The following is a 24,245-nucleotide window of genomic DNA, read 5'->3' on the forward strand; positions in this document are numbered from 1 at the left end:
CGGCGTCTCGACCAAAGCCAAGGCGTCGGAAGGGAAGATCCCGTTCAGCGACGCCGAGGCCAGTCTGATTCTCGGAGCGGCAGCGGCTGAGCGCGATCCCATCTACCGCTGGGTGCCGTGGCTGTGCGCCTATACCGGCGCACGAGTCCACGAAATCTGCCAGCTGCGCCGGGAGGATGTGGTCGAACGTGACGGCATCCGGTGCCTGTACTTCACTCCCGAGGCCGGCTCTCTGAAGACCCGGAGCTCCGAGCGCTTCGTTCCCCTGCACCCGGCCCTGATTGAGGCGGGCTTCTGCACGTTCGCAGAGGGAATCCGGTCAGGCCCGCTCTTCCCCGGCCTGAAACCAGACCGCTTCGGCAGCCGGGGCGGCAACGGCACCAAGTTGCTCGGTCGATGGGTGCGTCGCCTGGGCATCGACAACCCGCGCCTACAGCCGAACCACGCCTGGCGCCACCGCATGAAGACACTGTTTCGACGCTGGGAGGTGGCTGCAGATCTGGGACGCGCGATACTCGGCCACGCTGCCGCCGATGTCAGTGACACCTACGGCGACATGGAGATCCGCGCACTCAATCGCGAGATCCTGAAGCTGCCCGCCGTCATCCCTCAAGCCATAGTGCAACCGAATGCAGGTAGACATCGGATCAGGCGGGGCCCGCAGCCACAACGCTCTACCCATCGGGCCAAAAGAGTCGCCGTCGGCAGGAAATCAACCATATCCAGCTTCTTTGCCTGACGAGCGAGTATTTGAAATTTCTGAAGATGCCACCAGACGAATGTGAGACTGTTACTTAAATTATCGCAAGCTTCAGGCGATAGCCAGCCCACGATGGGCTCCGAGCCTCCACCGCCGAGAAGGCGGGACGGGGATCGCCGGATCGCAAGGACCGAAGGGCATCGGCGGCAAGGGCGGTTCCGACACCAGGGCCGCTCAGGAGGAGGTACACGGGTCGCCCCAGCCCTCCTTACAAACGATGCCTCGCCTCCGCGGACCGGAAGGCGGGGGTCCGTTGCGTTGGCCGCCGGGACGGCGGGAAGCGATGCGTAAAGGCCGACAGCCCAACCCCGGCCTGCTTGTGACAAGGTTGCATCTCCGGTCCGACGGTTGACGACGGCGTGGCTCCGAGGTTCGAGCTGCACGATCTCAGCTGGCTTCGCCGCCGACCGGCGAAGCTTTGCTCTTCAGCAAGACGGCCTCCTCAAGCGTCCACCAAGGTTCGAGGGACCACAAAGCCTCCCGGCCGGCACGCTCGTCCTCCCTACACCGCCGCCCCCAGCAGACACTCCAATTTCTCCCGACCGTGGGCAGGCGCCGACCCAACGCTCCCACCCCCGGCGCAGAGGCGGCTCGAGCAGAGCTACTTCGTCGGCTCCGCCACAACCATATCGGCGCGCCCGCAGCCACCCGCGCTCTCAGCACGAGGGCTACGGCGTCCACCTTCGCTGATTGGATCCACTTTCATGCAGACCACCCAAGCCCCGACGAGCAACCCATTCGCCGCGTTGCTCCAGAAGCACGCAGCTGAGGAACTGGCAGAGTTCTGGCAGGATCTGCACGCAGATCCTGAGCGCCTTGCCTGCGTCAGGCTCCTCGTTTCTTTCATAACTAAGCTGGGGACACCGTCTGACCTCGCTGAGCCCGAGGCGTGGATCGCGCACTGGCGCGATCTGCTGAAGCGCGACGGTTCACCCGCCGATCACCTCGCCTTCCGGTTTCATCCTCGCTTCTTCGACGATCCCATCATGCTGCGCGCGACCCGGCACAGCCTCGTACGTCACGCCTGTCGGACCGCACAACATCTGCTTTCCGGCTTCACCCATTCCTCGGCTCCCGAAAAGGCCCGCGATACCCTGGACCCTCGTTGGCTTCAGACCGGCTTCGTCCTGCAGCAGCAACGAGCCTCTGGACTGATCGCACTCCTCAGCGACATCATCCAGGCCCTTAACCAAGGCGAGAGCGACTGCATCCACGCCGCCTTCGTCCGGTACATCGAGGCTCTCAATCCCCTGTGACCTCGGCTGCCAGCGCTGAAACGCTTCCGCCCCCAAAACGCTTATACCCTAGGGCTTTATGAGGCTGGTGAAGCGCTGGCTTTCTCACTTTATCCCAGCATACCCCCCTACACTTCCGGCATCGCTGATGCCCACCACCACGCGCCACCACTCTCCGTCCTGCTCCCCTCCATCCAATGCTGTCCGCCAGCACACCCACTTTCTTTCTCGGCGTCTTCGGGATCATCCCATCAGGACAGCCTGCATTCGACATAGGTTTCGGTTAGAGGCCGCGACGAGAAGGGGCTAGGGAGACAGAGAGAGGGCCAGAGGGCCAAACCCTTTTGATGTCAGTGACTTAGCCCCTGTTTCCTTCCGATTCGTGACCCCACCGCTTCCGTTTCCTCGCACCGTAAGGCTTCGTACCAACGGTGATGCGCCCTTCCACCACGGCGGTGAGAGGCGCCGATCAGCGCAAATACCGACCATCCCTTCGTCGTCGATTAGGGCGGTGCTCATCACGCAGCTCAAGTGGCCGTCGCCCGCAACTATGTCGTACGCCTTTCGCCCTTCACGGGGGCGGCACAGGATCCCCTGATCGCAACATCGCCAGCTTGTTTCTATAGCGGGCCGGCAGCCACCGCGCCGAATCTTCGAGGAAGATCTCGACTTCCTCTCGCGATAGGCAGGTCACGTTGGCGGAGGCTTCACCCTCGTACAGCTCGCTCGACTGGAACAGGATCACCGGGAACGGTAGGTCGCGGTACGTCGCGCGGTTCAGCGACGCGCCACCGGTCTTGACCTGTACCTGGGCAAAGGTGCCATCCTGGGCGCGGAGGACCATGTACTCGAACGCCATCGTGTCGGCTTTGCGCGAGTTCGGCACGACGTACCAACCCTGACTCTGTAGGTAGAGGAAGACCACGTCCTCGACCTCTTCCGCGTCGAGGAGGGAGAACATGTCAGGGTTCCTCATCACCGCGTCATCCAGGGCGTACACCTCTGCCCCAGCACGCTGATTCCAGATGAACTTGGAGTAGGCGATCGCTGTCGGGTCCGCGATCTCTTGCATCGTTTGCGCCGGCCGGAAGCTGGCCACCACCTTGCCGGGCACTTCGTCGATGCTTAGCCGCTCGAAGGCAACCCGGAACACGTTGCCGATATCGATGTTCTTCGTCCGGGATTCCGGCGTCGTGAAATTTTCCCAGCCCGATATCACACGCGCGATGTAGTAGTTTCCCTGCGTGTCGCGCGTCCAGACGAGGCAGCCTGGAGTTACCCACCTTCTGATATACTTACAGGTATTCAGTTTACCATGTGCGACAGTCGCTTCAGCATAATAGGTGTCCCAGTCGGTCGTGTTAGTGTCAGACCCCGTCCGCCAGCCAACGCCGAGAAGCCCCTCCTGCAGGCAATAGGCGAAGGTGTCCGCCATCGACGCGGTGCCACCCCCAGGACGAACGTGCAGCCTGAAAACATACATTCAATCGAATCCCCGACTGAGCCCTTACGTTAGCCAACGTCAAAGGGACCGCTGTCGCCAAGCATCACGCTCGTCGCAATATACCGCGAAAAGCTGTAAAGTAGGCGCAGAAGTATCCCGGCGCCATAACGCTGGGGGTGTAGGCCTTCATCGAGCTATCAAACCGCTGGCCGCCGCACTTTATCCCAGCATACCCCCTTACACTTCCGGCATCTGCGATGCCCACCACTTCCGGTCAATTCATCAATCTTCAAGCTGGTGACGTCTCACCCCCTTCACACAGTTGATCTTATCCTGCTCCTCAACACCAACTCGGATTTTGCCAAGAACTACGTTTCGTTGGTCGAGGCCGAAAAGGTGGAGATCACACCTAGGTCCATACAGAGAGGTCCGGGGTGGTCCGGAGCCGCATGAGCGCAATAAGTTGATCCCCGCTCAGCTCTTTTCATCGCCAGCAGCGTTCCTTTTTGCGCACGCAGCGCTTCAGCCCCCGCGCCCCAGCTACAGCCTCACGCCACGTCGGACCATCAAATCTCCAGGGCGCTTAACAAGGTACGGCTGCGGCCCTGTTGCAGGTACTGGTCACCGTACAGCTCGTCCGGCTCCCGCCAGCCTTGATCCGTGACGAAGCATGGCTTCGCCCCCGTCGCTGCCGCATGCTGCGTCTGTGCCGCCGTCCCGAGCTCGCGCGCCACCCCGACTCGCTTGCTCGTAACAATGCCTTGGTCGCGCGTGCTCAAGCCCAGCTCCTGAGCGGCGGGCAACTTCGCGCGCCGGTCGTCTGGAGCCGAGACGAGCAGGTCCGGGCTCAGTCCCTTTAGCAGGTAGCGGAACACCCGCCATTGCTCCGCCACCTGCTGCCGCTCCGTCTCACCCACTCGCGGTCGACGCAGATCGAGCGTCTTCACTCCCCTCTCGCCGTCTCGGCCGGGGATCGCCACCGGCTTCATCCTCGTGGCAGTCGCAAACCCTTTCGGAATCCAGTTGCGGAAAGCGTGACCGTACATCTCCGGCACGTGCAGCAGCAAGTGGAGGTGCAGGCCGAAGGTGTCCCCCCGTTCCACCACCCAGACGAAGGCCGGCGTTAGGCCGAGGCCGCGCAGGTGTCGTCGGCACAGGTCCAAGAAGCGCTTCGTCGCCGCCGCGGCCGCAACGTCGCTCGTCACGCCCACCGTTGACCAAGTCACGGAAACGAAGGTGTTCAGTACCCAGCCGCGGTAGTTGGCAAAGGCCACCGCCTGGTACACCGCCAGGAACTGAGCCGCGCGCACGCCCTTCGTCTCGCCCCAGCCCGCCCACGCCTGGGCATGCTGTCGCTCGGTGTGCCCATGGATCGCCCGGTGGAGGCTCGCCGCCGGACCAGTCCCGGCCACATAGCTCCAGGCTGGCCCGATGACGGCCTCCCCGGCCCCGTCGGGCTCAAGACCGCTCTGGTGCAGATACAAGGCATACGCCTCAGCATCTTCAAAATCGGCCCGGCTGAGGCCTCGATCCTGACGATCATCCTGCATGTGCGCCTCCTACCTGCACCGCGGCCGTTACAGGTCGACGCTGCGCAGCGGCTGCGGGCTTTCCTGTCGCGGTACTGCCGGGATCTCCCCCTTTAGCAAGGCGGCGAGTAACTCCTTGCTGTCGATGCCCTGCAGCAGCTCGGAAAGGGCTCCACGCTCCTCACCAAGGCGTTCGAGGATAAACCCGGCCGCCCGCCGTGCCCGCGTCACTGCTGGTAACGGCAGAGGTAGTCCCGCCCGCCAGGCACTGGCCCCTTCAGCCTTCGCCGCCTTCTCCTTCACCGCGGTCTGTCGGGCTTGGCGCACCTCAGCATTCACCTCAGCAAGAACGGGCCGCTCGCCGGCTTTCAAGCGGGTCACGATTGCATGGCGCACGTTCTCCGGGGTCGACTTTGCGGAGAGCTGGTAGATGGCAGTCGGTTCCAAAACCGACACCGTGTCGTTTTTAGACCCGAAGACTTCAGTAGCCTTCATGTACCGTTGGGCGGTCCGCTCCGACCAACCGAACTCCGTCGCCAGCCAAGTGCCGAACTGGCCGTGCAGAAGAAGATTTTTCGCACGGGTTAGCTCGTCGCCAATCGCTAAGAGGCATTTGCTGGTCTGGTTGGTCATTCGCCGGATGTGGTCGGCGCCTTTGCGTAGGTCCTCGGCGGACTTCGGATCAAGGCCGGTATAGGCGAACGTTCCGGGCTTCACCGCCATCGCGGTCGACAAGGACGTGTGGTCAGGGGTGTGTTCGGGGGTCATCGCAGGCTCCATCGGGAGCCCGTCCAGCGCAGGCCCCTAATGGTGCGCGGAGACCACCTAAATAACACTTTGGACTACGGCTGAGAGCGTTTGCCTTATAGCGAGCTAAGTCGCTGATATATAGAGAAAAATTAGCGATTCCGTGGGCTATTTGCAGTGAGAACTTCCCTTCTTGAGCTCAGATGTGCGTCACCTCACCGCAGTCCATTTCGCAGGAAAGCTCCTCAACGGCGCCTGCTCCGTCCCGAAATTCTTCCCCCACCGACTTCAGCGCGGTCGCTGAACTTCTGCCGGCTCGACTGAAACGCACCGGGAGACCGCCATTTCCGCGGTTGTCAGCCCGGATAGCTCCATGACGCCCACCCGACCCCGCAAGTCCCCAGCAAGCTCCTCCCGCGCCACCGCAAGCCAAACCGAACCGGCCGAGGACGTCGACCTCCCGGCCACCGCCTTGGCAACGACTGACCTGCTATCTCACGCGCCCTTCGTGCCCGCTACGATCCTGGCCCAGCTGCACTGCGCCGTCTCCGGCGACCCGCGCTATCGCCGTGCAGCCCGCGCGCAGCAGGCGCTCTGGGCTCGCAGTCTGGGGCTCGAACCCGGCCTGCACCAACACGGCGGCCGCCACGAGGCCGAATCCGTCCCACTGGGCTCACTGCTGCGGCCAGCCGATGCGGCACGCGGGGTGAACTTCATCAGTTCCCAGGTCTACCAACACTTCCACCAAGAGCTCGTCTGGCGTGAGACGGGGGCGATCATCGGTGTGAAGCGTGCGCTTGCGAATCTGCTGAGTTCGGAGACTTTGACCCGCAACCTGCTGGCCCCGCTCGCCCACAATCTCGATCTGGCCAGCGCCGTGTTCGCTCACCTGCTGCCGGCACTGGTGCGCCGCGTGGACCGAATCACCTTTGAGGCCACACCGGGGGGGCGCCACAACCCAGATCTCCTGCGGGATGCTACGGCAGCCGACGCCGTGATCCACGCGACGACGCCTGAGGCCGAATCAATCCTCATCCTCATCGAGGTGAAGTACACCGAGGGTGGTGGGGCAAGATCCGTCATCGGTCACCGCCCGCACCTTGATGCCGTATCGCGCGCATTTGCGCTCCACCAAGACCCGGATGCCCCGATCCTGCGCACCCGCGGGTTCGAGCAGCTCTGGAGGCTCCTGTTGCTGGCCCAGGGCGTCGTCCGCGCCGGCAACGCGACCCGAAGCCACCTAGTCCTGCTCGCCCCACGCTCCAATGCTTTCGTGACCGCCATCGGAGATCGATATCGCACCGAACTGCGCGATCCGGTCGGTTCAGGCTCGACGGCAGGTTTCACGCCGTTGGCACTTGACAGTTTCGTCACGGCGATCGCGGCAGCGGGGGCCCATGATCCGGCGGCCTACCTGCATCGGCGCTATCTCGACTGGGGTCCAGTCCTAGACCAAGTGCTCGACCGCGAAGGTCTGTCACGATTGTCGGAAACCGACACCGTGTCGCTTTTGCCAACCGTGACAGTCCCTGCCGCGAGCACTCAGCGCACGCGGCGGTCCCGCAACGCCAAACCTGTAACAGGGCGTGCAGGCTCCCTACGGAGCGGGACTTGGACAGGGGAATGAGCCCGCTGTCGACGCCGTCGCGGCAAGTGCTGACCGAGCTCGCAGCGACGTTCCTCTCCGGGACCGAGGCACTGATTCATGGTGCCTCGCCGGTGCGACGAACCTTTGCCACGCTGACAGCCCTGCTCGACGCGCAGGTCATCGCGCTGGCCAAGGTCGACCGCATCGAGGCCGAACTCACGGCTCAAACCGGCCACCCCCGCGTGACGCTGCCGGTTCTTCCCGGCTCAGCTCCCAGCTACGCAGCCGATGCTGTCACCATCCGGCGGCTCCTCGGAGATGGACCGGTAGCGCGCCGCCTGGCGGACGTCCTACGCCGTCGGCAGCAGCGCTTCGTGCAGGCAGCAGAGACTGCCGGGCTGCCCGCGGCTCAAGCTTACGAGCGCACCCTCGCCATCGAGATCGGCGACGTAACGGCGGCTCTGCTCCTCGCACCGACAACCGACTTCGACGATCACGCACACAAGCTCGTCGTCCTCGTCGCCTTCTATGAGCCGGGTCCTCCCGACGCCACCACTTCGCCCGGAGCCTACCTGCGCACCTTGCTCACCGATATTATCAAACTAGCTAAGGCCAAGAACGCGAATTTCTGACCCATAGCTGACGCTCGGAGGGTCCGCTCTCGGGCGGTGGCGCGAGAGGTAAACGCTATCAAGCGATCGCGTCGAAAAGAGGGGCTCCTGCACGTCCGTGGATAGCGGTAGACGTGTAGTTCAAAGGCAAGCTGTCGCGGCGTTGCGCGGTGTCTGGCAGCGTAACCTTGAGGCGCCACCGCGGGGGCAGAAAAGGCGCGAAGGAAGGGTTTGTCGAACGTCGGTAGGTCTGCTTGATCCGCTTCCGATCGGACGTACCAATCACCTCCGGGTGAGCGACGCGCGCGTACTTCGAAATTTCACAGAAAAGGTTTTGGCAATCGATGGGTTGAAGCGGTCGACCGAAGAGCGTCTGAAACTCAATGCCTAAGCGACCAAAGGCAGACGCTTGATCATCGGTAACGACGTGTATCACCTCCTCGGGCGTCAGTGGGCTGAAGTCCGAGAAGCACTTGGCGATCCCATCAAGTGCGCCTGGACCTGCAACGACGAAGCTGTTCTCATCGAAGTTCAACAGCGCCGAGTAATTGAGGTCGATTGCATATTGGAAGGCGAGAAAAGGGCCAATGCCAGGGTAGCGCAGTAGCATCTCGTAGACGGTCGCGAGCGTCGGCGCCTGGGCGATACGCTCCGGCAAGCGGTCGTCCATCATGCGGGCGATCAGGGCAAGGTGGTTGGCGTGCTTGCGAGCGTAGCCTAGCTTCGGCGACGGCATAATGTAGGCGGCTGAGTAAATCCGTTGTCCCTTAGCCATTAGGCCATCGAGCACGGCGCTCATTTTCTCCAGGTCGGCTCGCTCCGCGGTAACAGGCCCAATCGCCCCCTCGATCGCCTGCCATGTATCGATGCGATTGAAAATCTTGAACAGCAGCGTGCGGAAGAACAGTTCGCGTGGTTCTTGAGAGCGGCCCGGCCCGTACTGGACATCTCGGATGAGATGCTGGCTGACGCGATCGGTGGCTCGATAGACATTCGTGAACCGGTACGTTTGCAGAATCGGATCGGACGTCCAAGGGCCAGGCTCGTTGGCGCAGCGGCGAAAATAGATTGCCTGCCGTTCGGCAGCGAACCGCCAATAGGTCTCCAAAACGGGTGTCGGTGTCATAGCGCCTCGTCGTGTAGCTACCGGACGAGTGCGCGCGGCGGCGCCGCGCAGGTCGGCAGCCGATCGCCGGTGGGGATTCGCGAGCAGTCTACGCGATCCGGGCTCCAGATTGAACGGTGCCGTGGAGATCGCCTCATGATTGGGGATCGCCGACAACACGCTACCGGGAGGGGGCAGCTGGTGCTGTCGCAGGGCTCGAAGGGGGCGCAATCACTGGTGGCGTTTGGACAGGGGGGGTAGGCGCGTTGGTGGCCGTCGGCGGTGCGGCCGGCGCCGCCGTCCGGCTGAGACTGCATTCGCGCACCCCAAGTGTGATCGCTGCGCCAACGAGGAGCGCTGTCGCCCATTTGATGACGGCCTGCTCCCGCTCAACCGCGGTGATCTTGTCAGCTAGCCTTTTGTCCGTATCCGTGATCTTGGCATCGAGGCCCGCGAACGACTGAATCTCGCCGGCGATTGGGTTGATGATTTCCGACGGTATGTTTTGGTAGCCCACCTTCGGGCCGATCAGCTCATGATCGCGCAGGTCTGCGAACCAAATGTGGAAGCACTCTTCGCAACGCTCAAGGTGAACCTCTCCGGGACCAGCGTTGAAAACGGAGAAGATGAGGCGGCCAGCGAACCCCGGATCAACATGGAAACCCGAGACGTTCACCAGGCCCCGAAACTTATACTTCGCCCGAACCGAGATAAACGCGAGGGCGTCCTCGGGGATAGTCACCGTCTCCTCGGTCAGCAGGAACGCGAACTGCCCTGCGGGGATGACGAAGTCGCGACCGAGATCGAGCTTCAGCTTGGTTTTGTTCTTTTGGTCGCTGCCGACCCCGGTCGGCGAGACGTACACCTCAGGGCCGACACGGAGTTTGTAAGTGCCGCGATCGAGCCGTCCCTCCTCGTAGTCGCTGACAATATCGGGAAGACGACGCCGAAGCTCGATGTTGCCCCAGAACATCAACTGCGGCCGGCGCTGAGGGTGGGATGAAAGATCGAGCGGCGCTCAATGAAGCGCAAGCGGGTGCGGAAGAGAGCTTCCAGATCGAGCGATCGCAGCGCCGCTTCGGCTACAATTAGCTTGAAGAGGTCGATATTCGTTGTGCGCATGATCGCGACATAGGGCACGTCTTCCATATGGTCCCAGGACTCACAGGCCTTCGCCAGCAGGCCGGCGGCGCGCGCATAAGCTTTCACGAAATCGAATGGGCCGTCGACGGCTCGACCGGGCCCATTCTTCAATGCCGCGCTCAGGCTTCTCAGGTCGGTAACTTGAGCGCCCGCTGCTTCGAGGGCGTGGCCGATATTCTGATTTAGCGTGTTGGCGGTGGCGAGAGTGATGATGAAGGCGTCGGTCAGGACAGCCTGGAACCGGCAGTCGTCGCCAGCATCCACCGCATCAACAAAGTAGCCGACGTACTTGGCATTATGCAGCGCCATGTGCTTGATCCGGTCAGCCAGGGGCAGGATCACTACGTCCTTGTGGAACGACTCGTCGTGGGTGAGCTGCTCCAATTGAAGGTCATACAGCCGGGTTAAGGGCGGCGGCGAGGCCAGAGAAGTGGAAGGCGCGCTCATGCCGCGGCCCTTTCCGCGTATTCAGCTTGGCAGGCCGCCAGCAGTGCGTGGATATCGTTGACCCCCCAATGGCAATCCTTGCCGTTGTTAGCCCCGGTATCAAGGCGGGCGAAGGTCGAATTGATCGTCAGTGGGCCGACCTCCAGGCCCGCTTCATGGGCAAGAAAGAATTGCAGCCGGCCCAGGCCGACCAAATTCCCGAGCAAGCGCTGCATGTAATAGTGCGAGCGATAGGTGGCGTTCAGCCGAACCTTGCGATCATCTATTTTGATACTGACGTGGCTGAGGCAAGGCAGATTGCCGTAGGTTGGCCTGCGGTCGAGCGCGCCGTCGTAAATCGGGATCTCGTCCTCGAAGGGCCGACCGCGGCTCAGTTCGTAACAGGCCTTATAGTTGCTGTAGCTCTTCATCTTTTTAAGAACATCTTCAAGCGGATTAAACACCTTACCCTTGTGATCTCGCTGGCGCAGGATCCGGAGAGCGTAGCAACCCCACCGGCGGTCGCTGCGAGCGTGGTGAATCTCGGCCATTCGGGCAGGATAGATCTCAAAGACTTCCTTGGTGCCGCCGCGGAGATAATCTTCAAGAGGAAAGATGGTCTCGGCTACTGTGTTGACGGGCAACCCGCCGTGCGATGTGAGAAAACGATCAACGCGGCCCATGACTGCAAGGTCTTCAGCCGAAAGCACGGTCGGCGTCGTAATGTGCAGGAAGACGTCGAAGTCTTCACGGGTTGCCCGTGAAGCGAGGTGTCGAGCGCCCCCCAACCAGACCTCAGGGGCTGACAGTCCTTGAATGAGATCCATGACGGCGATCCTATGTCAGAATTGCAGTTTGGTGGACTTGCCGAATCAAATACGGCTCCGTGAGCCAGGCGTGACCGTTCAGGCCCCAGCGATCGCCCCAGCTATTGCGGATGAGGACCAGGCGAGCGCCGGCCCTGTCGCATCCATAACCGACGGCGAGCACGGCGTGCCCGCCCCGTTCGATGTCCGGGTCGCGCACCGGAACGATCCCGGCGGCGTCCGGTGCCCAGAATGCGTCGGTTATAACGAGGCCGAGTATAGTGGTGCTGCCGGCGTCAAGAGCTTGGCAGATTTCGTCGATCTCTGGTGCCTCAATCGACATCTTGGCGCGGTGCAGAACTCCGACATTCGGCGGCGGCACCCAAATTGGCGAATAAAGCTGCGCGGGCTGGTAGGTCCATGCCGCCTCGAACGGCTGGCCTTCCTCGTTCAAGGCGGCCGCCGCGGCGTCCATAGTGGAACCGGCGTCCGGGTTTGCGCCTGCCGTCCGAGCGACTGCGTGGAAGTAGAGGTACTCGACGGAAAGCGCTTCCGCATGGCGCCCGAGATGCTCATGAGCGGTCGATGTCGCGAACGCGAGACAGGACTGTCGCCGCCCCTGATGACGAACGGGCAGGAGATCATTTCGGAGGTCACAAAGCACAGTGATCACCGCGCAACCCCGCGGCGTCTCCAGGCAGCGCGTGCCGGGCCGCCTTTTTCCTTCCCGTGCAGAACCAAATCCACGGAGAAGACGGGGTCGTTGTCATCGGGCTCTCGCCAGGGCTGGGTCTCACGCAGAACGAGCTTTGTTGCGCTTGGGCCAGGCGGACGGGCGATCAGGACGCGGCGCGCCGGGGCGCCATAGAGCAGAGGATCGCGCGGGAAGCTGGAGGCGTCAGCGAGCACTTCGTAGCCCGCCTCGCTGAGCGCCTCAGCGTTCCAGCGAAACCCGCTGCCCACAGCCTCGTCGAGTTCGACGCGGATCAGATCGTCGGGATTGCCGGTGATCGTGGCACCGTCGTCACGCTCGGTTACCTTCCAAACATCCGCCCAGGCGTCTGCGGGACGGAATTCCTCGCCGAGGCCAAGCTTTAGCTTAGCAATCTTCGCCTTCCGCAGCGCGTCGATGTCACCGCGGGGAAGGATTTGGTGGCCCAACAGTCCCCAGCAGGTCGCTTCGTAGCTGGCACCCATGCGCAGCGAAAGCTGGTAGATGATGTCCGGATTGCGCAAGTGGGCAAGCGACCATCCTTGGTGCTGAACATGATGGCGATACAGCCAACGGGGCAGGAGGAACTCAGCTGCGAAGGCTTCTGCCTCAATCTCCTGGATGTCCCGCCCTCTGGACGGCCCGAAGGGACCCCGCTCCAGGATTTCGCGATCGATGCTGCCGCGATGCTCCAGGATCACATGGCCGAGCTCATGGGCGGCGGTAATCCGCTGAATGTGCAGGCTGCGTTCTGTCGTAACCATAATGCCCCGCAACGGCTGGGGTAGGCAGAGTCCAAGCGCGGATTTTAGCGGCTTGAAGATCAGGGCAATGTCGAGTTCCGCTATGGCGTCGAACACATCAACCTGACCGCCCGCCTCAACCACGCGCTGCTGGAGATCCAGCGCCCGGTGGACACGCTTCGCAGCCGCGACCGCATGCAGCCGGGCTTCTTCGACTGGCGTTCTAGCCACGATCGGCGCTCCGCGGTGGCCGCGTCTGCAGGAACTCAGCGAACCGAAGCAGCTCGGCACGATCGTCGGCCGACAGCTCGGTTGCCGCGCGCGCCAGCGCGTGCACGCTTTCGGGTAGCGGCGGCATCTTCGCAGCGCCGGTCAGCGCTTCGATGGACTGACCGTACACCTGTGCAAACCTCGACAACTCCACCGCATCGACCTTGCGTCGACCATTTTCGACGAGCGAGAGCGCCGAACGTGAAAGCCCAATGGCTTCCGCCGCCTCCTCTTGCTTCAGCTCTAGATATTCACGAGCTTGGCGGAGACGTTCGCCTATCGTGCGCCATTGATCCGCTTCATGGCTCATGATGTGTCCTCATACCGTCTCGGGTTCCTTCACACGCTTTCGCTTCTTAACCGTGAGCTCGCCTGTAAAGACCTTCTCCAAGAGAGGCACGATATGATCGAGCATCGCTTCGTAGGTCTCGTAGCCACCGGCTTTGATGATCTCGGGCGGAAGTTCGATATCCAGCACTTCCTCGGTTATGAGGGTTGCATCGACCACGCGCTTGGAGTCGATTGCAGGCCGGGCGCTGATAATGGAGCCGCCCGACCCGGAAGGCGCGGCGCTGACGATGCTGCCATCAATGGCGGCCGTCTCCTCGTCGTACCAGTCTTTCAAGCTCTTACTCAGCGCAGGGAGCTTGGAAGCGAACTGCTTCCTGAGTTCTTCAACGTCCGCTTTCATGCTGCGGCTCCGTGTTCGAATTTCGAACATGATATGAGCGCTTCGCGCGAAAAGTCAACACTGAGCCATTGGCGTCGGTTAGGAAGCGGCAAGCGATTTAGAGGGGGAACAAAGTTACCAGTCACATCACGTCGACGAAGGGCTGTCTTCCGGCAGACACCGGATGTCGGCTCCTAGCGTACGAAGAAGACCGCACCATCTACCTGGGGCATACCTGGCCATGGTTGCTGGTCCGGGCATCCAGTTCTGGCGAACGGCATAAAAAGCACTGGAAGTAGCTAGTTTACCGCCGATGCTCTCCCCATTTTTTAAATCAAAGAGGGGCCAATGTTGAAGCCTGATCTGAAACCTGAAGACGTCTCGACCGAGGCCGCTACCGCCGAGCTGTTCAAGCTCGTAAATCGGACCCCGTTCAATATTGCGCCAGAACGGGCGAATATGCTCGCGGAAAGGGTGTTCGGGACCGGCACGTGGAGTGTTAGGGGGCTTGGGTCCGAGGCCAGCTTTTGGGCTAGGGTCGATCAGAAAGCTATTTATGTGACCTGGGCGGGGCTCGCGAGTTTATGGTGTGTGACCTACGTAGCATACGCTGTCATGCAGATGGGCTCGGTGGCCTCTCGGAGCCCAATAGCCAAGGAAGCCACGGGCGTCGACCTCGGCCGGCAATGGCATGAGCTAAACCTTGAAGGGTACGTCGATTATGCGAAACGGCTGGTTCGGAAGGACCAGAGTTGGCCGGTCGGACTTGCCATGCCCAATGCACAGGCACCGGCGTCATCGCACGAGGCGAAGATCAACAACCTTTTCTTCGGCGCCCTTAGTTGGGTTCTGCTGCACGAAATTGGCCACGTGCATCACGGCCATGATTCCATTCTGCCAGCCGATCAGATGGTCCGCCAGGAAGAACAGGCTGACGATTTTGCCACCAGTTGGGTGTTGGATGACGCCGGCTCGGGTCTGGATCGCGAGTTCCGCGCTCTGATGGTGATTACCGCCTTGGCTTGGCTGTTCCTCTTCGAAGCGGCGGGCGGGCAAGATCCGACGCACCCGCCAGCCATTCAGCGCTTCCGAGCGGCAGCGGCGAAGCTAAACCTAGGCGAGCGCAGCCCGGCGCTTGAGAACGCCTCCTATTTGCTCAAGGCGCTGTTCGACCCCGCCGCCACGCCCCCCGGCAAGCGCCAGACTCCGCGCGAGGCTTTCGACTCAATGGCCCAGCGCCTCGAGACACTGTTCCCGGCCCGCTAAGGAGAGGGCATTTTTCGCGACAGAGCTTTGCACCTGTTGTGGAGGCAGCCGGGGAGCAGCTCTGGCGGTTACCGTACAGCTGGTGTTCCTGGGTCACCGATGCCTTGTGAGCCGCATAAACAAGCCGAGCCACTCGCGTCTGCTTTCAGGCACGCGCCTCGAGCCTGCTTCTGGCGCATCGCGACCCTCCCGGGCGCCATTCTCGTATCCTTCGCCGTCCAGCCCGCAGCCAAGCCGGCGGCGCTTCATCCGACCCTGGCACCCCGAGCAGCTCACCCAACAGCACGCTGAACGCACCGTGCACGAGCGAAGCGCTTCTGCTGCTGCCGCCAGACTGTAATTCCGGGCAACTAATTGCTGTCCGATCGACTGCTCCTGGGCTCTTTTACGAAGGCATCAGAGGAAAAGCGTATGGCAAACCGCGCGATCGAGCTTCCGAGCCCATCTCCGTTCGATCCCGACGCGATCCCCGACGCCGCGACCCTCTCGAGCGGCGGGACCGCGCTCAGACTGATTTGGCACGACGGACTTACCGCGACGCTGCCCGCCGAGCATCTGCGCCTTCGTTGCCGGTGCGCGTGGTGCACCCGCGATCGGGCTGTGGACCGCTTCCCCAACGCCTTCGCCGACATCGCGGTCACTCGCGTCGAACCCATGGGCAGCTACGCCGTCCATATCGCGTTCACCGACGGCCATGCCCGCGGGATCTTCCCCTGGGCTTACCTACGCGCCCTCGCGGCTGAGGCTGTCGACAGCCCGTCCGCTGCGGCGCAGGCCGCCTGAATCCGCGATCCGATTCCTCGGCGATCGCACGAGCGCCGCCACTCCGTTGACGCGAGACCTTGCCATGAGCGCCTTCGAATCCGCGACGAAGACCGAGATCATCGAGACCGACATCCTGGTGATCGGCGGCGGCACCGGCGGCCCGATGGCCGCCATCAAGGCCAAGGAGGCCGACCCGAAGCTCCGCGTCGTCCTGATGGAGAAGGCGAACGTGAAGCGCTCGGGCGCGATCAGCATGGGCATGGACGGGCTGAACAACGCCGTCGTCCCGGGCTACGCCACGCCCGAGCAGTACGTGAAGGAGATCACGGTCGCCAACGACGGCATCGTCAACCAGAAGGCGGTGATGGCCTACGCGCAGGGGTCGTTCCCAATGATCCAGTACCTCGACAAGCTCGGGGTCAAGTTCGAGAAGGACGGATCGGGCGAGTACAACATGCGCAAGGTCCACCACATGGGGACCTACGTGCTGCCGATGCCCGAGGGGCACAACGTCAAGAAGGTCCTCTACCGGCAGCTCCGCCGCCTCCAGATCGGCGTGACCAACCGCTACATGGCGACCCGCCTGCTGAAAGGTCCGGACGGGCGGATCGCCGGCGCCATCGGGGTCAACACCCGCACCTCCGAGTTCCTGGTGGTGAAGGCCAAGGCGGTGATCCTCGCCTGCGGCGCGGCCGGACGCCTGGGCCTGCCCGCCTCGGGCTACCTCTTCGGCACCTACGAGAACGCGGCCAATTGCGGCGACGGTTACGCGATGGCCTACCATGCCGGCGCGCAGCTCGCGAACCTCGAGTGCTACCAGATCAACCCGCTGATCAAGGATTATAACGGGCCGTCCTGCGCCTACGTCACCGGCCCATTCGGGGGATACACGGCCAACAACCGGGGCGAGCGCTTCATCGAGTGTGACTACTGGTCGGGCCAGATGATGCTGGAGTTCTGGCGCGAGCTGCAGGGCGGCAACGGCCCGGTCTTCCTGAAGATGGACCATCTGCGCGAGGAGACGATCTCGGAGATCGAGACCATCCTGCACTCGAACGAGCGGCCCTCACGCGGGCGCTTCCACGAACGGCGCGGCACCAACTATCGCCGCCGACCGGTCGAGATGCACATTTCGGAGATCGGCTTCTGCTCCGGTCACTCGGCCTCGGGCGTCTTCGTCGACGAGTTTGCCCGCACCACGGTTCCGGGCCTCTACGCCGTCGGCGACATGGCGAGCGTGCCGCACAACTACATGCTCGGCGCCTTCGTGAACGGCGGCATCGCCGGCGCCGACGCCGCCGCCTACTGCTCGGCCAATGCGCTGGCGGACCACGACGAGGCCGATATCGCCGTCGAGCGCGAGCGGGTCCTGGCGCCGACCCGGCGCGACGACGGCCTCACGCCTCATGAGATGGAGTTCAAGACGCGCCGCCTCGTCAACGACTACCTCGAGCCGCCGAAGGTGACGGCCAAGATGGAACTTGGACAGCGCCGCTTCGCCGAGATCCGCGAGGACCTCGACCTGCTCTGCGCCCGCGACCCGCACGAGTTGCACCGGGCTCTGGAGATGCAGACAATCCTCGACTGCGCCGACATGGCGGCCGCGGCCTCGCTCTATCGCACCGAGAGCCGCTGGGGCTTCTACCACCTGCGCGTCGATCACCCCGAGACCGACGACGCGAACTGGAACTGCCACACCGTCCTGTTCAAGGACGGTCAGGGCCGGATGGCCAACGCCAAGCGCGCGGTCGACCCGTTCATCGTGCCGGTCGCCGCCGAGGAGATGAGCGCCTACCACCAGCTCCGCATCAAGACGCCGGCCGCCGCCGAGTAGCCCTCCCACGAACCGGAGATCGATCCATGCCGATCATCAATCAGGCCAGCAGCGCCGCGGTCGTCATCGACGACGAGAAGTGCATCGCCGAGAAGGGCTGCCGCGTCTGCGTCGACGTCTGCCCGCTCGACATCCTCGCGATCGATGAGACGCGGCAGAAGGCCTACATGAAGTACGACGAGTGCTGGTACTGCATGCCGTGCGAGGTCGACTGCCCGACGAACGCAGTCAAGGTCAACATCCCGTACCTGCTGCGCTGAGGCCGACCATGAGCCCCGTATTTGATTCCTTCGACGACGACCTCGATGACGTGGCCGAGCGCTGCGCCAGCGCCGATGCGGTCGTCCGGCGCGTCGCGATGATGGAGCTCGCCGAGGCTGTCGGCCCCGAGGCGAAGGTCCTGCTTCTGAAGGGTCTCGGCGACCCGGACGCCACCGTTCGTGCGGCCGCCGCCAGGGCCCTGGACGAGCACGACGGCGCGGACGTAGTCGAGGGCTTGGTGCGCTCCCTGGAGGACGCCGACGAGGCCGTGCGGCGTACCGCCGCCGACACCCTCGCCGAGAAGAAGGAGCCGACCTGCGGTCCGCTGCTGATCGAGCGCGCCGAGCACGCCAACCCCTTCGTGCAGGCGTCCGCCCTGCGGGCGCTGCGCGAGCTCGTCCTACCGGATGCCCTGTCGGCCGCATTGAAGGCGCTCCAGAGTTCGGCGCCCGAGGTTCGCCGCGAGGGCCTCGGCGTCATCGGCTATCTCAAGGCCGAGGAAGCGCTGCCCGCGCTGATCGCCACCGCCGGCGATCCCGACCCGACCGTCCGGCGCGCGACGATGGCGGCGCTGGTCTTCCTGCACCCTGGCGGCCCGGGCGTCTCCACGTTGATCGCTGGCTTGTCTGACGACAACTGGCAGGTGCGCGAGGAGGCAGCGGTCTCGTGCGCCAAGATCCGGCTGCCCGAGGCGACGCCCCCCCTGATCACGGCGATGGACGATCCCGTCTGGCAGGTCCGTATCAAGGCCGCCAACGCTCTGGGCCGGATCAAAGCCTCGGCTGCGGTCGAAGTCCTGGGGCGCGCACTGACCTCGGAGGTGAGTAACCTGCGAAAGGAGTCCGCCGCGGCCCTCGGCGAGATCGCCGACCCACGCGGTCTCGCTGCCCTTGAGGCGTCCTCCAACGATCCAGATCCCGACGTCCGCAAGCTCATCCAATGGGCCATCGGGCGCTGCCAGGGACGCCCCTGACCAATCCAACTGACGACGTTTGATGCGGCGCCCCTCTCCTTCGGGTGGGGCGCCGCAGCGCGTTCACGGACGGCTCGTCGACAGCGGGACGCCGCATGCGATCAGGGACAGTTTAGAGCTGGTACAGGGTTTGCGGCGACATCCCTGAAGACGCAGGAGATGGCAATGCAGACCACGGCGCCGATACGCCCGTCTCAGGCCCCGGCGGGGCTGCACACCCAGGCAAACGCCCTTCTGCTGTCCGAGGCGGCACCCAGGACCGGCGCCGGCCAGCGCCCGCTGCTCGACGGATTGACCGAACGCGAGCTTGCCCTCGTCATGGAGAAGGGGCGACGCCGTGTGCTCTACCGCGGCGCGACCCTGTTCACGCAGGAGACGCCGAACGACGGGATCTGGATCGTCGAGAGCGGCCGCATCCGGGTCTTCTACGCAGCGCCTTCCGGTCGCGAGATCACGCTGGCCTATTGGTACCCCGGCAACTTCGTCGGCGGTCCCGACGTATTTGGCACCGGCCTTCACAAGTGGTCTGGCATGGCGGCGAGCAATTCCAGCGTGCTACACCTGCCGGGCAAGGCCCTCAAGCAGCTCGTGACGCAGATCCCGACGCTGGCGGTTGGGGTCATCGACGGCCTGACCTTCAAGGGCCGCTGCTACTCGACCCTGGCCCAGATGCTCGGGACCCGCTCGATCACGGAGCGTCTCGCCCATCTCATCCTGCACCTGTGCGATCTCTACGGCGTACCGGAGGAGGACGGAACCGCGATCGCGGCGACCTTTACCCACGCCGACCTCGCACACATGGTCGGCGCCACCCGGCAATGGGTAACGATCAGCCTGAAGCGCCTTTCGGAGCAAGGGGTCGTCGCGACACGGCGCACGCAGATCGTCGTGCTGCGCCCTGAGATCCTAGCGCAGATGCGTGGCGGCGAGGAATGCGCTTAAATCTGAAGCTTCTCGCTCAAATCGACAGCACATCCGGGCCGACACAACCTTTTTGCGCAACTAATCGACCCGCGCGCGCTCTCAGTGTTTGATCGAACTCGTCGCCAAGTCCGATCATGCCCTTGATGTCGTTGCGGCATCGGACCGACATGACGGAGCGGGCGATGGCAAGAGGGTTCCCCGGGCTCGGATCGGTATCCGCTCTCGCGCTACTCGCACTCACCGGCACCGGGATCGGTACGCCGGCCCGCGCCGAGACCCTGACTGTCGGCATCGGCACGCAGGACACGACAACCAACACCGCGACCGTGGGGGTGGTTATCCGACAGCTCAAGCTGCTCGAGAAGTACCTGCCCAGGACCGGGAAGTACGCCGACAAGACCATCCAGCTCGACTGGCAGAACTTCACCTCCGGACCGCCGGTCACGAACGGCATGATGGCCGGCAAGCTTCAGTTCGGCGCGATGGGCGATTACCCGCTGGTCGTCAACGGCGCCACCTTCCAGAACAATCCCGAGAGCAAGTCGCAGCTGATCGCGGTCGCGGCGTACAACCTCTACGGTTCCGGCAATGGCATCGTCGTCAACAAGGACTCCGAATACTTCTCCTTCGAGGACCTGAAGGGAAAGGTCGTCAGCGTGCCCTTCGGTTCTGCCGCCCACGGCATGGTCCTGAAGGCGCTGCAGGACAAGGGCTACCCGGCCACCTACTTCCGCCTCGTGAGCCAGAGCCCGGAGGTCGGTTCGACCAACCTTCAGGAGAAGAAGATCGACGCGCACGCCGATTTCGTCCCCTTCGCCGAGCTGCTGCCGTTCCGCGGCTTCGCCCGTAAGGTGTTCGACGGTGTCGAGACCAAGCTGCCGACCTGGCACGGCGTCGTCGTGCGCACCGATTTCGCCAAGCAATACCCTGAAATCGTCGAGGCCTACGTCAAGGCGGTGCTCGACGCCGACGCCTGGGTTAAGGCGGACCCGAAGCGCGCTGCCGAGCAGATCGCGACGTGGACCGGCACCGACAAGGAGGTGGTCTACATCTTCCTCGGGCCCGGTGGGATCATGACCATCGATCCCACGATCAAGCCGCAGCTGATCGACGCCGCGCGCGAGGACGTGAAGGTCCTGCAGAAGCTCGACCGGATCAAGGAGTTCGACGTCGGCCCGTGGGTCGACGACGCGTATCTGCGCAAGGTATTCGCCGAGCGCGGTCTCGACTACGAGCAGCAGCGCGCGAGCACCGCCAACTACGAGGTGAGCGGCGAGGATACGTTCTGCAAGAAGCCGATCACCGAGCCGCGTAAGGCCGGCGAGATCTGGGTGAAAGGCGGCGCGATACAGCCCTATTCCAGCGCCGCCTGCACGCTCGGCGCGCTGAACGAGATGAAGACCAAGGGACAGCCCGTCGACGTTGCCTACGTCTTCGACACCGCCCGCGGCATCAAGCTGTTCGCCCGCGAGGCCTTCTACGTCCTCGATGGCAAGGGCGGCATCGCGCCCTTCCTGCTGAAGCAGGATGCCGAAACCGCGGCTCAGGGCGGCGGTAAGGTGCTGCCCTACGACGAGGCCCTCAAGGCCGCTGTGACGGGAGGCTAGACCCTCATGGAAGCTGTCGCCCTCCGGTCCACCGCCGAGCCCGAGCCGCCGCGAACGGCGACCCTCGCGCCGCCGTCCGCGTCTGCCCAACCCACGACCGGCCGCACCCGCCGCTGGCTTCGCCTGCACCATGGTGAGTTCCGCGCCGCGCTGATCGGGCTCGCGTCGCTCATCCTGTTCGTCGCCCTCTGGCAGTATCTGACTGCCAACCGCGTCACCCTCTACGTGCGGTTCCTGAACATACCCACGCCGATGGACGTCGTGGGCCGGGCGGTGATCGCTGTGCACAACCCGGTCTTCGCCGACCACGTACTCATCTCCTGCCGCCGGATCCTGTTCGGCTTTCTCCTGGCCGGCGGCGTCGCCGTCCCGCTCGGCCTCCTCATGGGCCGCTATCACCTCCTGCGCGAGATTGCCTTCCCGATCTGCGAGGTGCTGCGGCCGATCCCGGCCATCGCCTGGGTTCCGATGGCGATCATGCTCTGGCCGACGAACGAGGGATCAATCATCTTCATCACCTTCCTCGGCTCGTTCTTCCCGATCCTGATCAACACCCTTCAGGGCATGGTGCAGGTCGACCCGGTGCTGGTGCGTGCTGCACGGTGTCTCGGAGCCAGGGAAGTAGCGGTGTTCCGCGAGGTCTACCTGCCAGCCTCATTGCCGCAGATCTTCACCGGGCTGACGGTCGGCATGGGCGTGGCCTGGGTCTCGCTGATCGCCGCCGAGATGATCTCCGGCCAGTTCGGCATCGGCTACTTCACCTGGGAGGCCTACTCCCTGGTCCAGTACCCGGACATCGCGCTCGGCATGATTACGATCGGGTTGCTCGGGCTCGGCTCGAGCTTCGCGATCCGGCTCGTGGGCCGCCTCGTCATGCCCTGGGCTTCCGCCCGATAGGATACCCGACGAGCCCGACGACCGCGCCTCCCTCCGTGGTGCGTCGCCTCACGCGGCGGATGCCCGCCCCCATCAATCGAGGAGCCTGCCATGCCCGAGCCGAGCCGGGGCCTGATCGAGGTCCGCGACTTCTGCCTGCGGTACGAGACGATGGAAGGCGCCGTCGAGGCCGTCTCGAACACGTCACTCACGGTGCAGCCGGGCGAGTTCGTATCGATCATCGGCCCATCCGGTTGCGGGAAGTCGACGCTGCTCAACGCCCTGGCCGGTTTTCTCAAGCCATCGTCGGGACGGGTGACCGTCGACGGTGAGGCGATCTCGGGGCCGAGCGCGGACCGGGGCATGATCTTCCAGCAGTACTCACTCTTCCCGTGGAAGACGGTCCGGGAGAACGTTGAGTTCGGCCTGAAGATGAAGGGACTCAGGCGCGGCGAACGCGAGCGACAGGCGCGCACGCTCCTCGGCCTTGCCGGTCTCACGCCGTTCGAGAACCACTATCCCGACCGGCTGTCAGGCGGGATGAAGCAGCGCGTCGGCATCGTGCGTGCGCTGGCCACCGGTCCGCGCATCCTCCTGCTCGACGAGCCGTTCGGCGCCCTCGACGCGCAGACCCGGCTGATCATGCAGCAAATCCTCACCAACATGTGGCAGCGCCTGAAGATCTCGGTGCTGTTCGTGACCCACGACATCGACGAGGCGATCTTCCTCTCCGACCGCGTCTACGTGATGACCGCCCGTCCCGGGAGCATCAAGGCCGAGATCGTGGTGCCGCTGCCCCGACCGCGGCAGCCAGCACTGACCCTGTCCTCCGAGTTCCTGGGCCTGCGCCGGGGGCTCATGTCGCTGATCCGCGAGGAGAGCATCCGCGCGATGGGCGGGGAGGTCAGCGCCGAGGCGATGAAGGGCCTGGCCATCGATGTCGAGGGCCAGGATCTCGCCGCGCTACTCTGAGCTCCGCGCCAACGGGTGAAGCCATGACCTACGTCGTCACCGAGAACTGCATCCGCTGCAAGTACACCGACTGCGTCGAGGTCTGTCCGGTCGACTGCTTCTACGTCGGTGACACCATGCTGGTGATCAAGCCGGACGAATGCATCGACTGTGGCGTGTGCGAGCCGGAGTGCCCGGCCGACGCCATCAAGGCCGATACGGAGCCGGGAACGGCAGGCTGGAAGGCCTTCAACGCCAAGTACGCCGACCTCTGGCCCAACATCTCCGAGAAGACCGAGCCGGCCGGCGACGCGGCGGCGTGGGACGGCCGCGACGGCAAGCTGCTCGAAGCATTCGGGAATGCGGATCCGGCGGTCGCCTGAGTAAGGACGAAAGAGTCATGAGCAAGTTTCACGAGGAGCGCGTCCTGTCGGTGCACCACTGGACCGACAACCTGTTCTCGTTCCGCACCACCCGCGATCCGGCGTTCCGCTTCCGCAACGGTGAGTTCACCATGATCGGCCTGGAGGTGGAGGGGCGGCCACTGCTGCGTGCCTACTCGGTGGTCTCGGCCAATTACGAGGAGGAGCTGGAGTTCTTCTCGATCAAGGTCCAGGACGGGCCGCTGACCTCCAAGCTTCAGCACCTCAAGGTCGGCGACCCGATCATCGTCGGCAAGAAGCCGACCGGCACGCTAGTGCTCGACAACCTGCTGCCCGGCCGGCACCTCTACCTGCTCGGCACCGGCACGGGGCTGGCGCCGTTCCTGTCGATCATCAAGGATCCGGAGACCTACGACCGGTTCGAGAAGGTCGTTCTGGTCCATGGCTGCCGGCAGGTGCAGGAACTCGCCTACGGCGAGACCATCACGGAGACGCTGCCCCGCCACGAGTTCCTGGGCGAGATGATCGCGCAGCAGCTGATCTACTACCCGACCGTGACCCGCGAGCCGTTCCGCAACCGCGGCCGGATCACCGACCTGATGGTCTCGGGCAAGCT

Annotated in this window: 26 protein-coding genes; 15 read left to right on the top strand and 11 right to left on the bottom strand. The window is 63.8% G+C overall.

Annotated elements, in window-relative coordinates:
* The coding region (locus tag MKK69_RS08110; RefSeq protein WP_243967274.1) for a site-specific integrase at positions 1-739 on the top strand (739 nt) is incomplete at its 5' end.
* Between the two features lie 725 nt (positions 740-1,464).
* Positions 1,465-2,016, top strand: a complete 552-nt coding sequence (locus MKK69_RS08115) for a hypothetical protein (RefSeq protein WP_243967275.1) — start codon at positions 1,465-1,467, stop codon at positions 2,014-2,016.
* Between the two features lie 550 nt (positions 2,017-2,566).
* On the opposite strand, the gene MKK69_RS08120 is transcribed toward MKK69_RS08115, so the two are convergent.
* The 3 genes from MKK69_RS08120 to MKK69_RS08130 all read right to left on the bottom strand — a co-directional run bounded on the left by MKK69_RS08120 (position 2,567) and on the right by MKK69_RS08130 (position 5,736).
* Positions 2,567-3,430: a hypothetical protein gene (locus tag MKK69_RS08120; protein ID WP_243967276.1), complete on the bottom strand. Its 864-nt coding sequence runs from the start codon at positions 3,428-3,430 to the stop codon at positions 2,567-2,569.
* A gap of 575 nt (positions 3,431-4,005) precedes the next feature.
* Positions 4,006-4,989, bottom strand: a complete 984-nt coding sequence (locus MKK69_RS08125; protein WP_243967277.1) for a hypothetical protein — start codon at positions 4,987-4,989, stop codon at positions 4,006-4,008.
* 27 nt (positions 4,990-5,016) lie between these two features.
* A complete protein-coding gene (locus MKK69_RS08130; protein ID WP_243967278.1) occupies positions 5,017-5,736 on the bottom strand; it encodes a DUF3102 domain-containing protein in 720 nt (239 codons plus the stop codon).
* A gap of 352 nt (positions 5,737-6,088) precedes the next feature.
* Here MKK69_RS08130 and MKK69_RS08135 point away from each other — a divergent pair, with 352 nt between their 5' ends.
* Both MKK69_RS08135 and MKK69_RS08140 read left to right on the top strand, forming a co-directional pair.
* Positions 6,089-7,342, top strand: coding sequence for a PGN_0703 family putative restriction endonuclease (locus MKK69_RS08135; RefSeq protein ID WP_243967279.1), 1,254 nt, complete (start codon positions 6,089-6,091; stop codon positions 7,340-7,342).
* Positions 7,339-7,935 carry a hypothetical protein gene (locus MKK69_RS08140; RefSeq protein WP_243967280.1) on the top strand — a complete coding sequence of 199 codons (597 nt, stop codon included), beginning with the start codon at positions 7,339-7,341 and terminating at the stop codon, positions 7,933-7,935. The genes MKK69_RS08135 and MKK69_RS08140 overlap by 4 nt, the downstream gene beginning before the upstream one ends.
* A gap of 58 nt (positions 7,936-7,993) precedes the next feature.
* Here the strand turns inward: MKK69_RS08140 and MKK69_RS08145 are convergent, their stop codons facing one another.
* The 8 genes from MKK69_RS08145 to MKK69_RS08180 all read right to left on the bottom strand — a co-directional run bounded on the left by MKK69_RS08145 (position 7,994) and on the right by MKK69_RS08180 (position 13,810).
* Complete coding sequence (locus MKK69_RS08145) at positions 7,994-9,040, bottom strand: nucleotide kinase domain-containing protein (protein ID WP_243967281.1); 1,047 nt, start codon at positions 9,038-9,040, stop codon at positions 7,994-7,996.
* 160 nt (positions 9,041-9,200) lie between these two features.
* Positions 9,201-9,992, bottom strand: a complete 792-nt coding sequence (locus MKK69_RS08150; RefSeq protein WP_243967282.1) for a dCTP deaminase domain-containing protein — start codon at positions 9,990-9,992, stop codon at positions 9,201-9,203.
* Complete coding sequence (locus tag MKK69_RS08155) at positions 9,992-10,609, bottom strand: hypothetical protein (protein WP_243967283.1); 618 nt, start codon at positions 10,607-10,609, stop codon at positions 9,992-9,994. Before MKK69_RS08155 ends, MKK69_RS08150 begins: the two co-directional genes overlap by 1 nt.
* Positions 10,606-11,415, bottom strand: a complete 810-nt coding sequence (locus MKK69_RS08160; protein WP_243967284.1) for a hypothetical protein — start codon at positions 11,413-11,415, stop codon at positions 10,606-10,608. The genes MKK69_RS08155 and MKK69_RS08160 overlap by 4 nt, the downstream gene beginning before the upstream one ends.
* A 10-nt stretch (positions 11,416-11,425) precedes the next feature.
* Complete coding sequence (locus MKK69_RS08165; RefSeq protein ID WP_243967285.1) at positions 11,426-12,067, bottom strand: C1 family peptidase; 642 nt, start codon at positions 12,065-12,067, stop codon at positions 11,426-11,428.
* A complete protein-coding gene (locus tag MKK69_RS08170; RefSeq protein ID WP_243967286.1) occupies positions 12,064-13,080 on the bottom strand; it encodes a protease inhibitor I42 family protein in 1,017 nt (338 codons plus the stop codon). Before MKK69_RS08170 ends, MKK69_RS08165 begins: the two co-directional genes overlap by 4 nt.
* Positions 13,073-13,429 carry a helix-turn-helix transcriptional regulator gene (locus MKK69_RS08175; protein WP_243967287.1) on the bottom strand — a complete coding sequence of 119 codons (357 nt, stop codon included), beginning with the start codon at positions 13,427-13,429 and terminating at the stop codon, positions 13,073-13,075. Before MKK69_RS08175 ends, MKK69_RS08170 begins: the two co-directional genes overlap by 8 nt.
* A 9-nt stretch (positions 13,430-13,438) precedes the next feature.
* Positions 13,439-13,810, bottom strand: a complete 372-nt coding sequence (locus MKK69_RS08180) for a hypothetical protein (protein WP_243967288.1) — start codon at positions 13,808-13,810, stop codon at positions 13,439-13,441.
* 327 nt (positions 13,811-14,137) lie between these two features.
* Between MKK69_RS08180 and MKK69_RS08185 the strand changes: the two genes are divergently transcribed.
* The 11 genes from MKK69_RS08185 to MKK69_RS08235 form a co-directional block, all read left to right on the top strand.
* The gene (locus MKK69_RS08185; RefSeq protein WP_243967290.1) at positions 14,138-15,055 is read left to right on the top strand and encodes a phage exclusion protein Lit family protein; all 918 of its coding nucleotides are present in this window, start codon (positions 14,138-14,140) and stop codon (positions 15,053-15,055) included.
* A 411-nt stretch (positions 15,056-15,466) separates the two neighbouring features.
* Entirely contained in the window at positions 15,467-15,838 is a 372-nt protein-coding gene (locus tag MKK69_RS08190; protein WP_243967291.1) for a DUF971 domain-containing protein, read from the top strand.
* 64 nt (positions 15,839-15,902) lie between these two features.
* Positions 15,903-17,654, top strand: coding sequence for a fumarate reductase/succinate dehydrogenase flavoprotein subunit (locus MKK69_RS08195; protein ID WP_243967292.1), 1,752 nt, complete (start codon positions 15,903-15,905; stop codon positions 17,652-17,654).
* Between the two features lie 26 nt (positions 17,655-17,680).
* Positions 17,681-17,914 (top strand): ferredoxin family protein, encoded by a 234-nt coding sequence (locus MKK69_RS08200; RefSeq protein WP_149312599.1) that lies wholly within the window; start codon positions 17,681-17,683, stop codon positions 17,912-17,914.
* A gap of 8 nt (positions 17,915-17,922) precedes the next feature.
* Positions 17,923-18,888, top strand: coding sequence for a HEAT repeat domain-containing protein (locus tag MKK69_RS08205; RefSeq protein ID WP_243967293.1), 966 nt, complete (start codon positions 17,923-17,925; stop codon positions 18,886-18,888).
* A 165-nt stretch (positions 18,889-19,053) separates the two neighbouring features.
* Entirely contained in the window at positions 19,054-19,830 is a 777-nt protein-coding gene (locus tag MKK69_RS08210; protein WP_243967294.1) for a Crp/Fnr family transcriptional regulator, read from the top strand.
* A gap of 164 nt (positions 19,831-19,994) precedes the next feature.
* The gene (locus MKK69_RS08215) at positions 19,995-21,419 is read left to right on the top strand and encodes an ABC transporter substrate-binding protein (RefSeq protein WP_243967295.1); all 1,425 of its coding nucleotides are present in this window, start codon (positions 19,995-19,997) and stop codon (positions 21,417-21,419) included.
* Between the two features lie 6 nt (positions 21,420-21,425).
* The gene (locus tag MKK69_RS08220; protein WP_243967296.1) at positions 21,426-22,316 is read left to right on the top strand and encodes an ABC transporter permease; all 891 of its coding nucleotides are present in this window, start codon (positions 21,426-21,428) and stop codon (positions 22,314-22,316) included.
* A 90-nt stretch (positions 22,317-22,406) separates the two neighbouring features.
* Positions 22,407-23,267 carry an ABC transporter ATP-binding protein gene (locus tag MKK69_RS08225; protein WP_243967298.1) on the top strand — a complete coding sequence of 287 codons (861 nt, stop codon included), beginning with the start codon at positions 22,407-22,409 and terminating at the stop codon, positions 23,265-23,267.
* A gap of 23 nt (positions 23,268-23,290) precedes the next feature.
* The gene (fdxA, locus tag MKK69_RS08230; protein WP_243953614.1) at positions 23,291-23,629 is read left to right on the top strand and encodes a ferredoxin FdxA; all 339 of its coding nucleotides are present in this window, start codon (positions 23,291-23,293) and stop codon (positions 23,627-23,629) included.
* 17 nt (positions 23,630-23,646) lie between these two features.
* On the top strand, positions 23,647-24,245 hold a 599-nt coding region (locus MKK69_RS08235; protein ID WP_243967299.1), incomplete at its 3' end, for a ferredoxin--NADP reductase.

Source organism: Methylobacterium sp. J-026 (genome assembly GCF_022829585.1).
Taxonomy (GTDB): domain Bacteria; phylum Pseudomonadota; class Alphaproteobacteria; order Rhizobiales; family Beijerinckiaceae; genus Methylobacterium.

What these genes read in the sequence shown, in the direction of transcription:
- MKK69_RS08220 (WP_243967296.1), top strand. Translation starts at nt 21,426, where the DNA reads ATGGAAGCTGTCGCCCTCCGGTCCACCGCCGAGCCCGAGCCGCCGCGA.
- MKK69_RS08135 (WP_243967279.1), top strand. Translation starts at nt 6,089, where the DNA reads ATGACGCCCACCCGACCCCGCAAGTCCCCAGCAAGCTCCTCCCGCGCC.
- fdxA (WP_243953614.1), top strand. Translation starts at nt 23,291, where the DNA reads ATGACCTACGTCGTCACCGAGAACTGCATCCGCTGCAAGTACACCGAC.
- MKK69_RS08120 (WP_243967276.1), bottom strand. Translation starts at nt 3,430, where the DNA reads ATGGCGGACACCTTCGCCTATTGCCTGCAGGAGGGGCTTCTCGGCGTT.
- MKK69_RS08145 (WP_243967281.1), bottom strand. Translation starts at nt 9,040, where the DNA reads ATGACACCGACACCCGTTTTGGAGACCTATTGGCGGTTCGCTGCCGAA.
- MKK69_RS08185 (WP_243967290.1), top strand. Translation starts at nt 14,138, where the DNA reads ATGTTGAAGCCTGATCTGAAACCTGAAGACGTCTCGACCGAGGCCGCT.
- MKK69_RS08175 (WP_243967287.1), bottom strand. Translation starts at nt 13,429, where the DNA reads ATGAGCCATGAAGCGGATCAATGGCGCACGATAGGCGAACGTCTCCGC.
- MKK69_RS08155 (WP_243967283.1), bottom strand. Translation starts at nt 10,609, where the DNA reads ATGAGCGCGCCTTCCACTTCTCTGGCCTCGCCGCCGCCCTTAACCCGG.
- MKK69_RS08195 (WP_243967292.1), top strand. Translation starts at nt 15,903, where the DNA reads ATGAGCGCCTTCGAATCCGCGACGAAGACCGAGATCATCGAGACCGAC.
- MKK69_RS08115 (WP_243967275.1), top strand. Translation starts at nt 1,465, where the DNA reads ATGCAGACCACCCAAGCCCCGACGAGCAACCCATTCGCCGCGTTGCTC.
- MKK69_RS08200 (WP_149312599.1), top strand. Translation starts at nt 17,681, where the DNA reads ATGCCGATCATCAATCAGGCCAGCAGCGCCGCGGTCGTCATCGACGAC.
- MKK69_RS08160 (WP_243967284.1), bottom strand. Translation starts at nt 11,415, where the DNA reads ATGGATCTCATTCAAGGACTGTCAGCCCCTGAGGTCTGGTTGGGGGGC.
- MKK69_RS08190 (WP_243967291.1), top strand. Translation starts at nt 15,467, where the DNA reads ATGGCAAACCGCGCGATCGAGCTTCCGAGCCCATCTCCGTTCGATCCC.
- MKK69_RS08180 (WP_243967288.1), bottom strand. Translation starts at nt 13,810, where the DNA reads ATGAAAGCGGACGTTGAAGAACTCAGGAAGCAGTTCGCTTCCAAGCTC.
- MKK69_RS08205 (WP_243967293.1), top strand. Translation starts at nt 17,923, where the DNA reads ATGAGCCCCGTATTTGATTCCTTCGACGACGACCTCGATGACGTGGCC.
- MKK69_RS08150 (WP_243967282.1), bottom strand. Translation starts at nt 9,992, where the DNA reads ATGTTCTGGGGCAACATCGAGCTTCGGCGTCGTCTTCCCGATATTGTC.
- MKK69_RS08215 (WP_243967295.1), top strand. Translation starts at nt 19,995, where the DNA reads ATGGCAAGAGGGTTCCCCGGGCTCGGATCGGTATCCGCTCTCGCGCTA.
- MKK69_RS08140 (WP_243967280.1), top strand. Translation starts at nt 7,339, where the DNA reads ATGAGCCCGCTGTCGACGCCGTCGCGGCAAGTGCTGACCGAGCTCGCA.
- MKK69_RS08210 (WP_243967294.1), top strand. Translation starts at nt 19,054, where the DNA reads ATGCAGACCACGGCGCCGATACGCCCGTCTCAGGCCCCGGCGGGGCTG.
- MKK69_RS08130 (WP_243967278.1), bottom strand. Translation starts at nt 5,736, where the DNA reads ATGACCCCCGAACACACCCCTGACCACACGTCCTTGTCGACCGCGATG.
- MKK69_RS08125 (WP_243967277.1), bottom strand. Translation starts at nt 4,989, where the DNA reads ATGCAGGATGATCGTCAGGATCGAGGCCTCAGCCGGGCCGATTTTGAA.
- MKK69_RS08225 (WP_243967298.1), top strand. Translation starts at nt 22,407, where the DNA reads ATGCCCGAGCCGAGCCGGGGCCTGATCGAGGTCCGCGACTTCTGCCTG.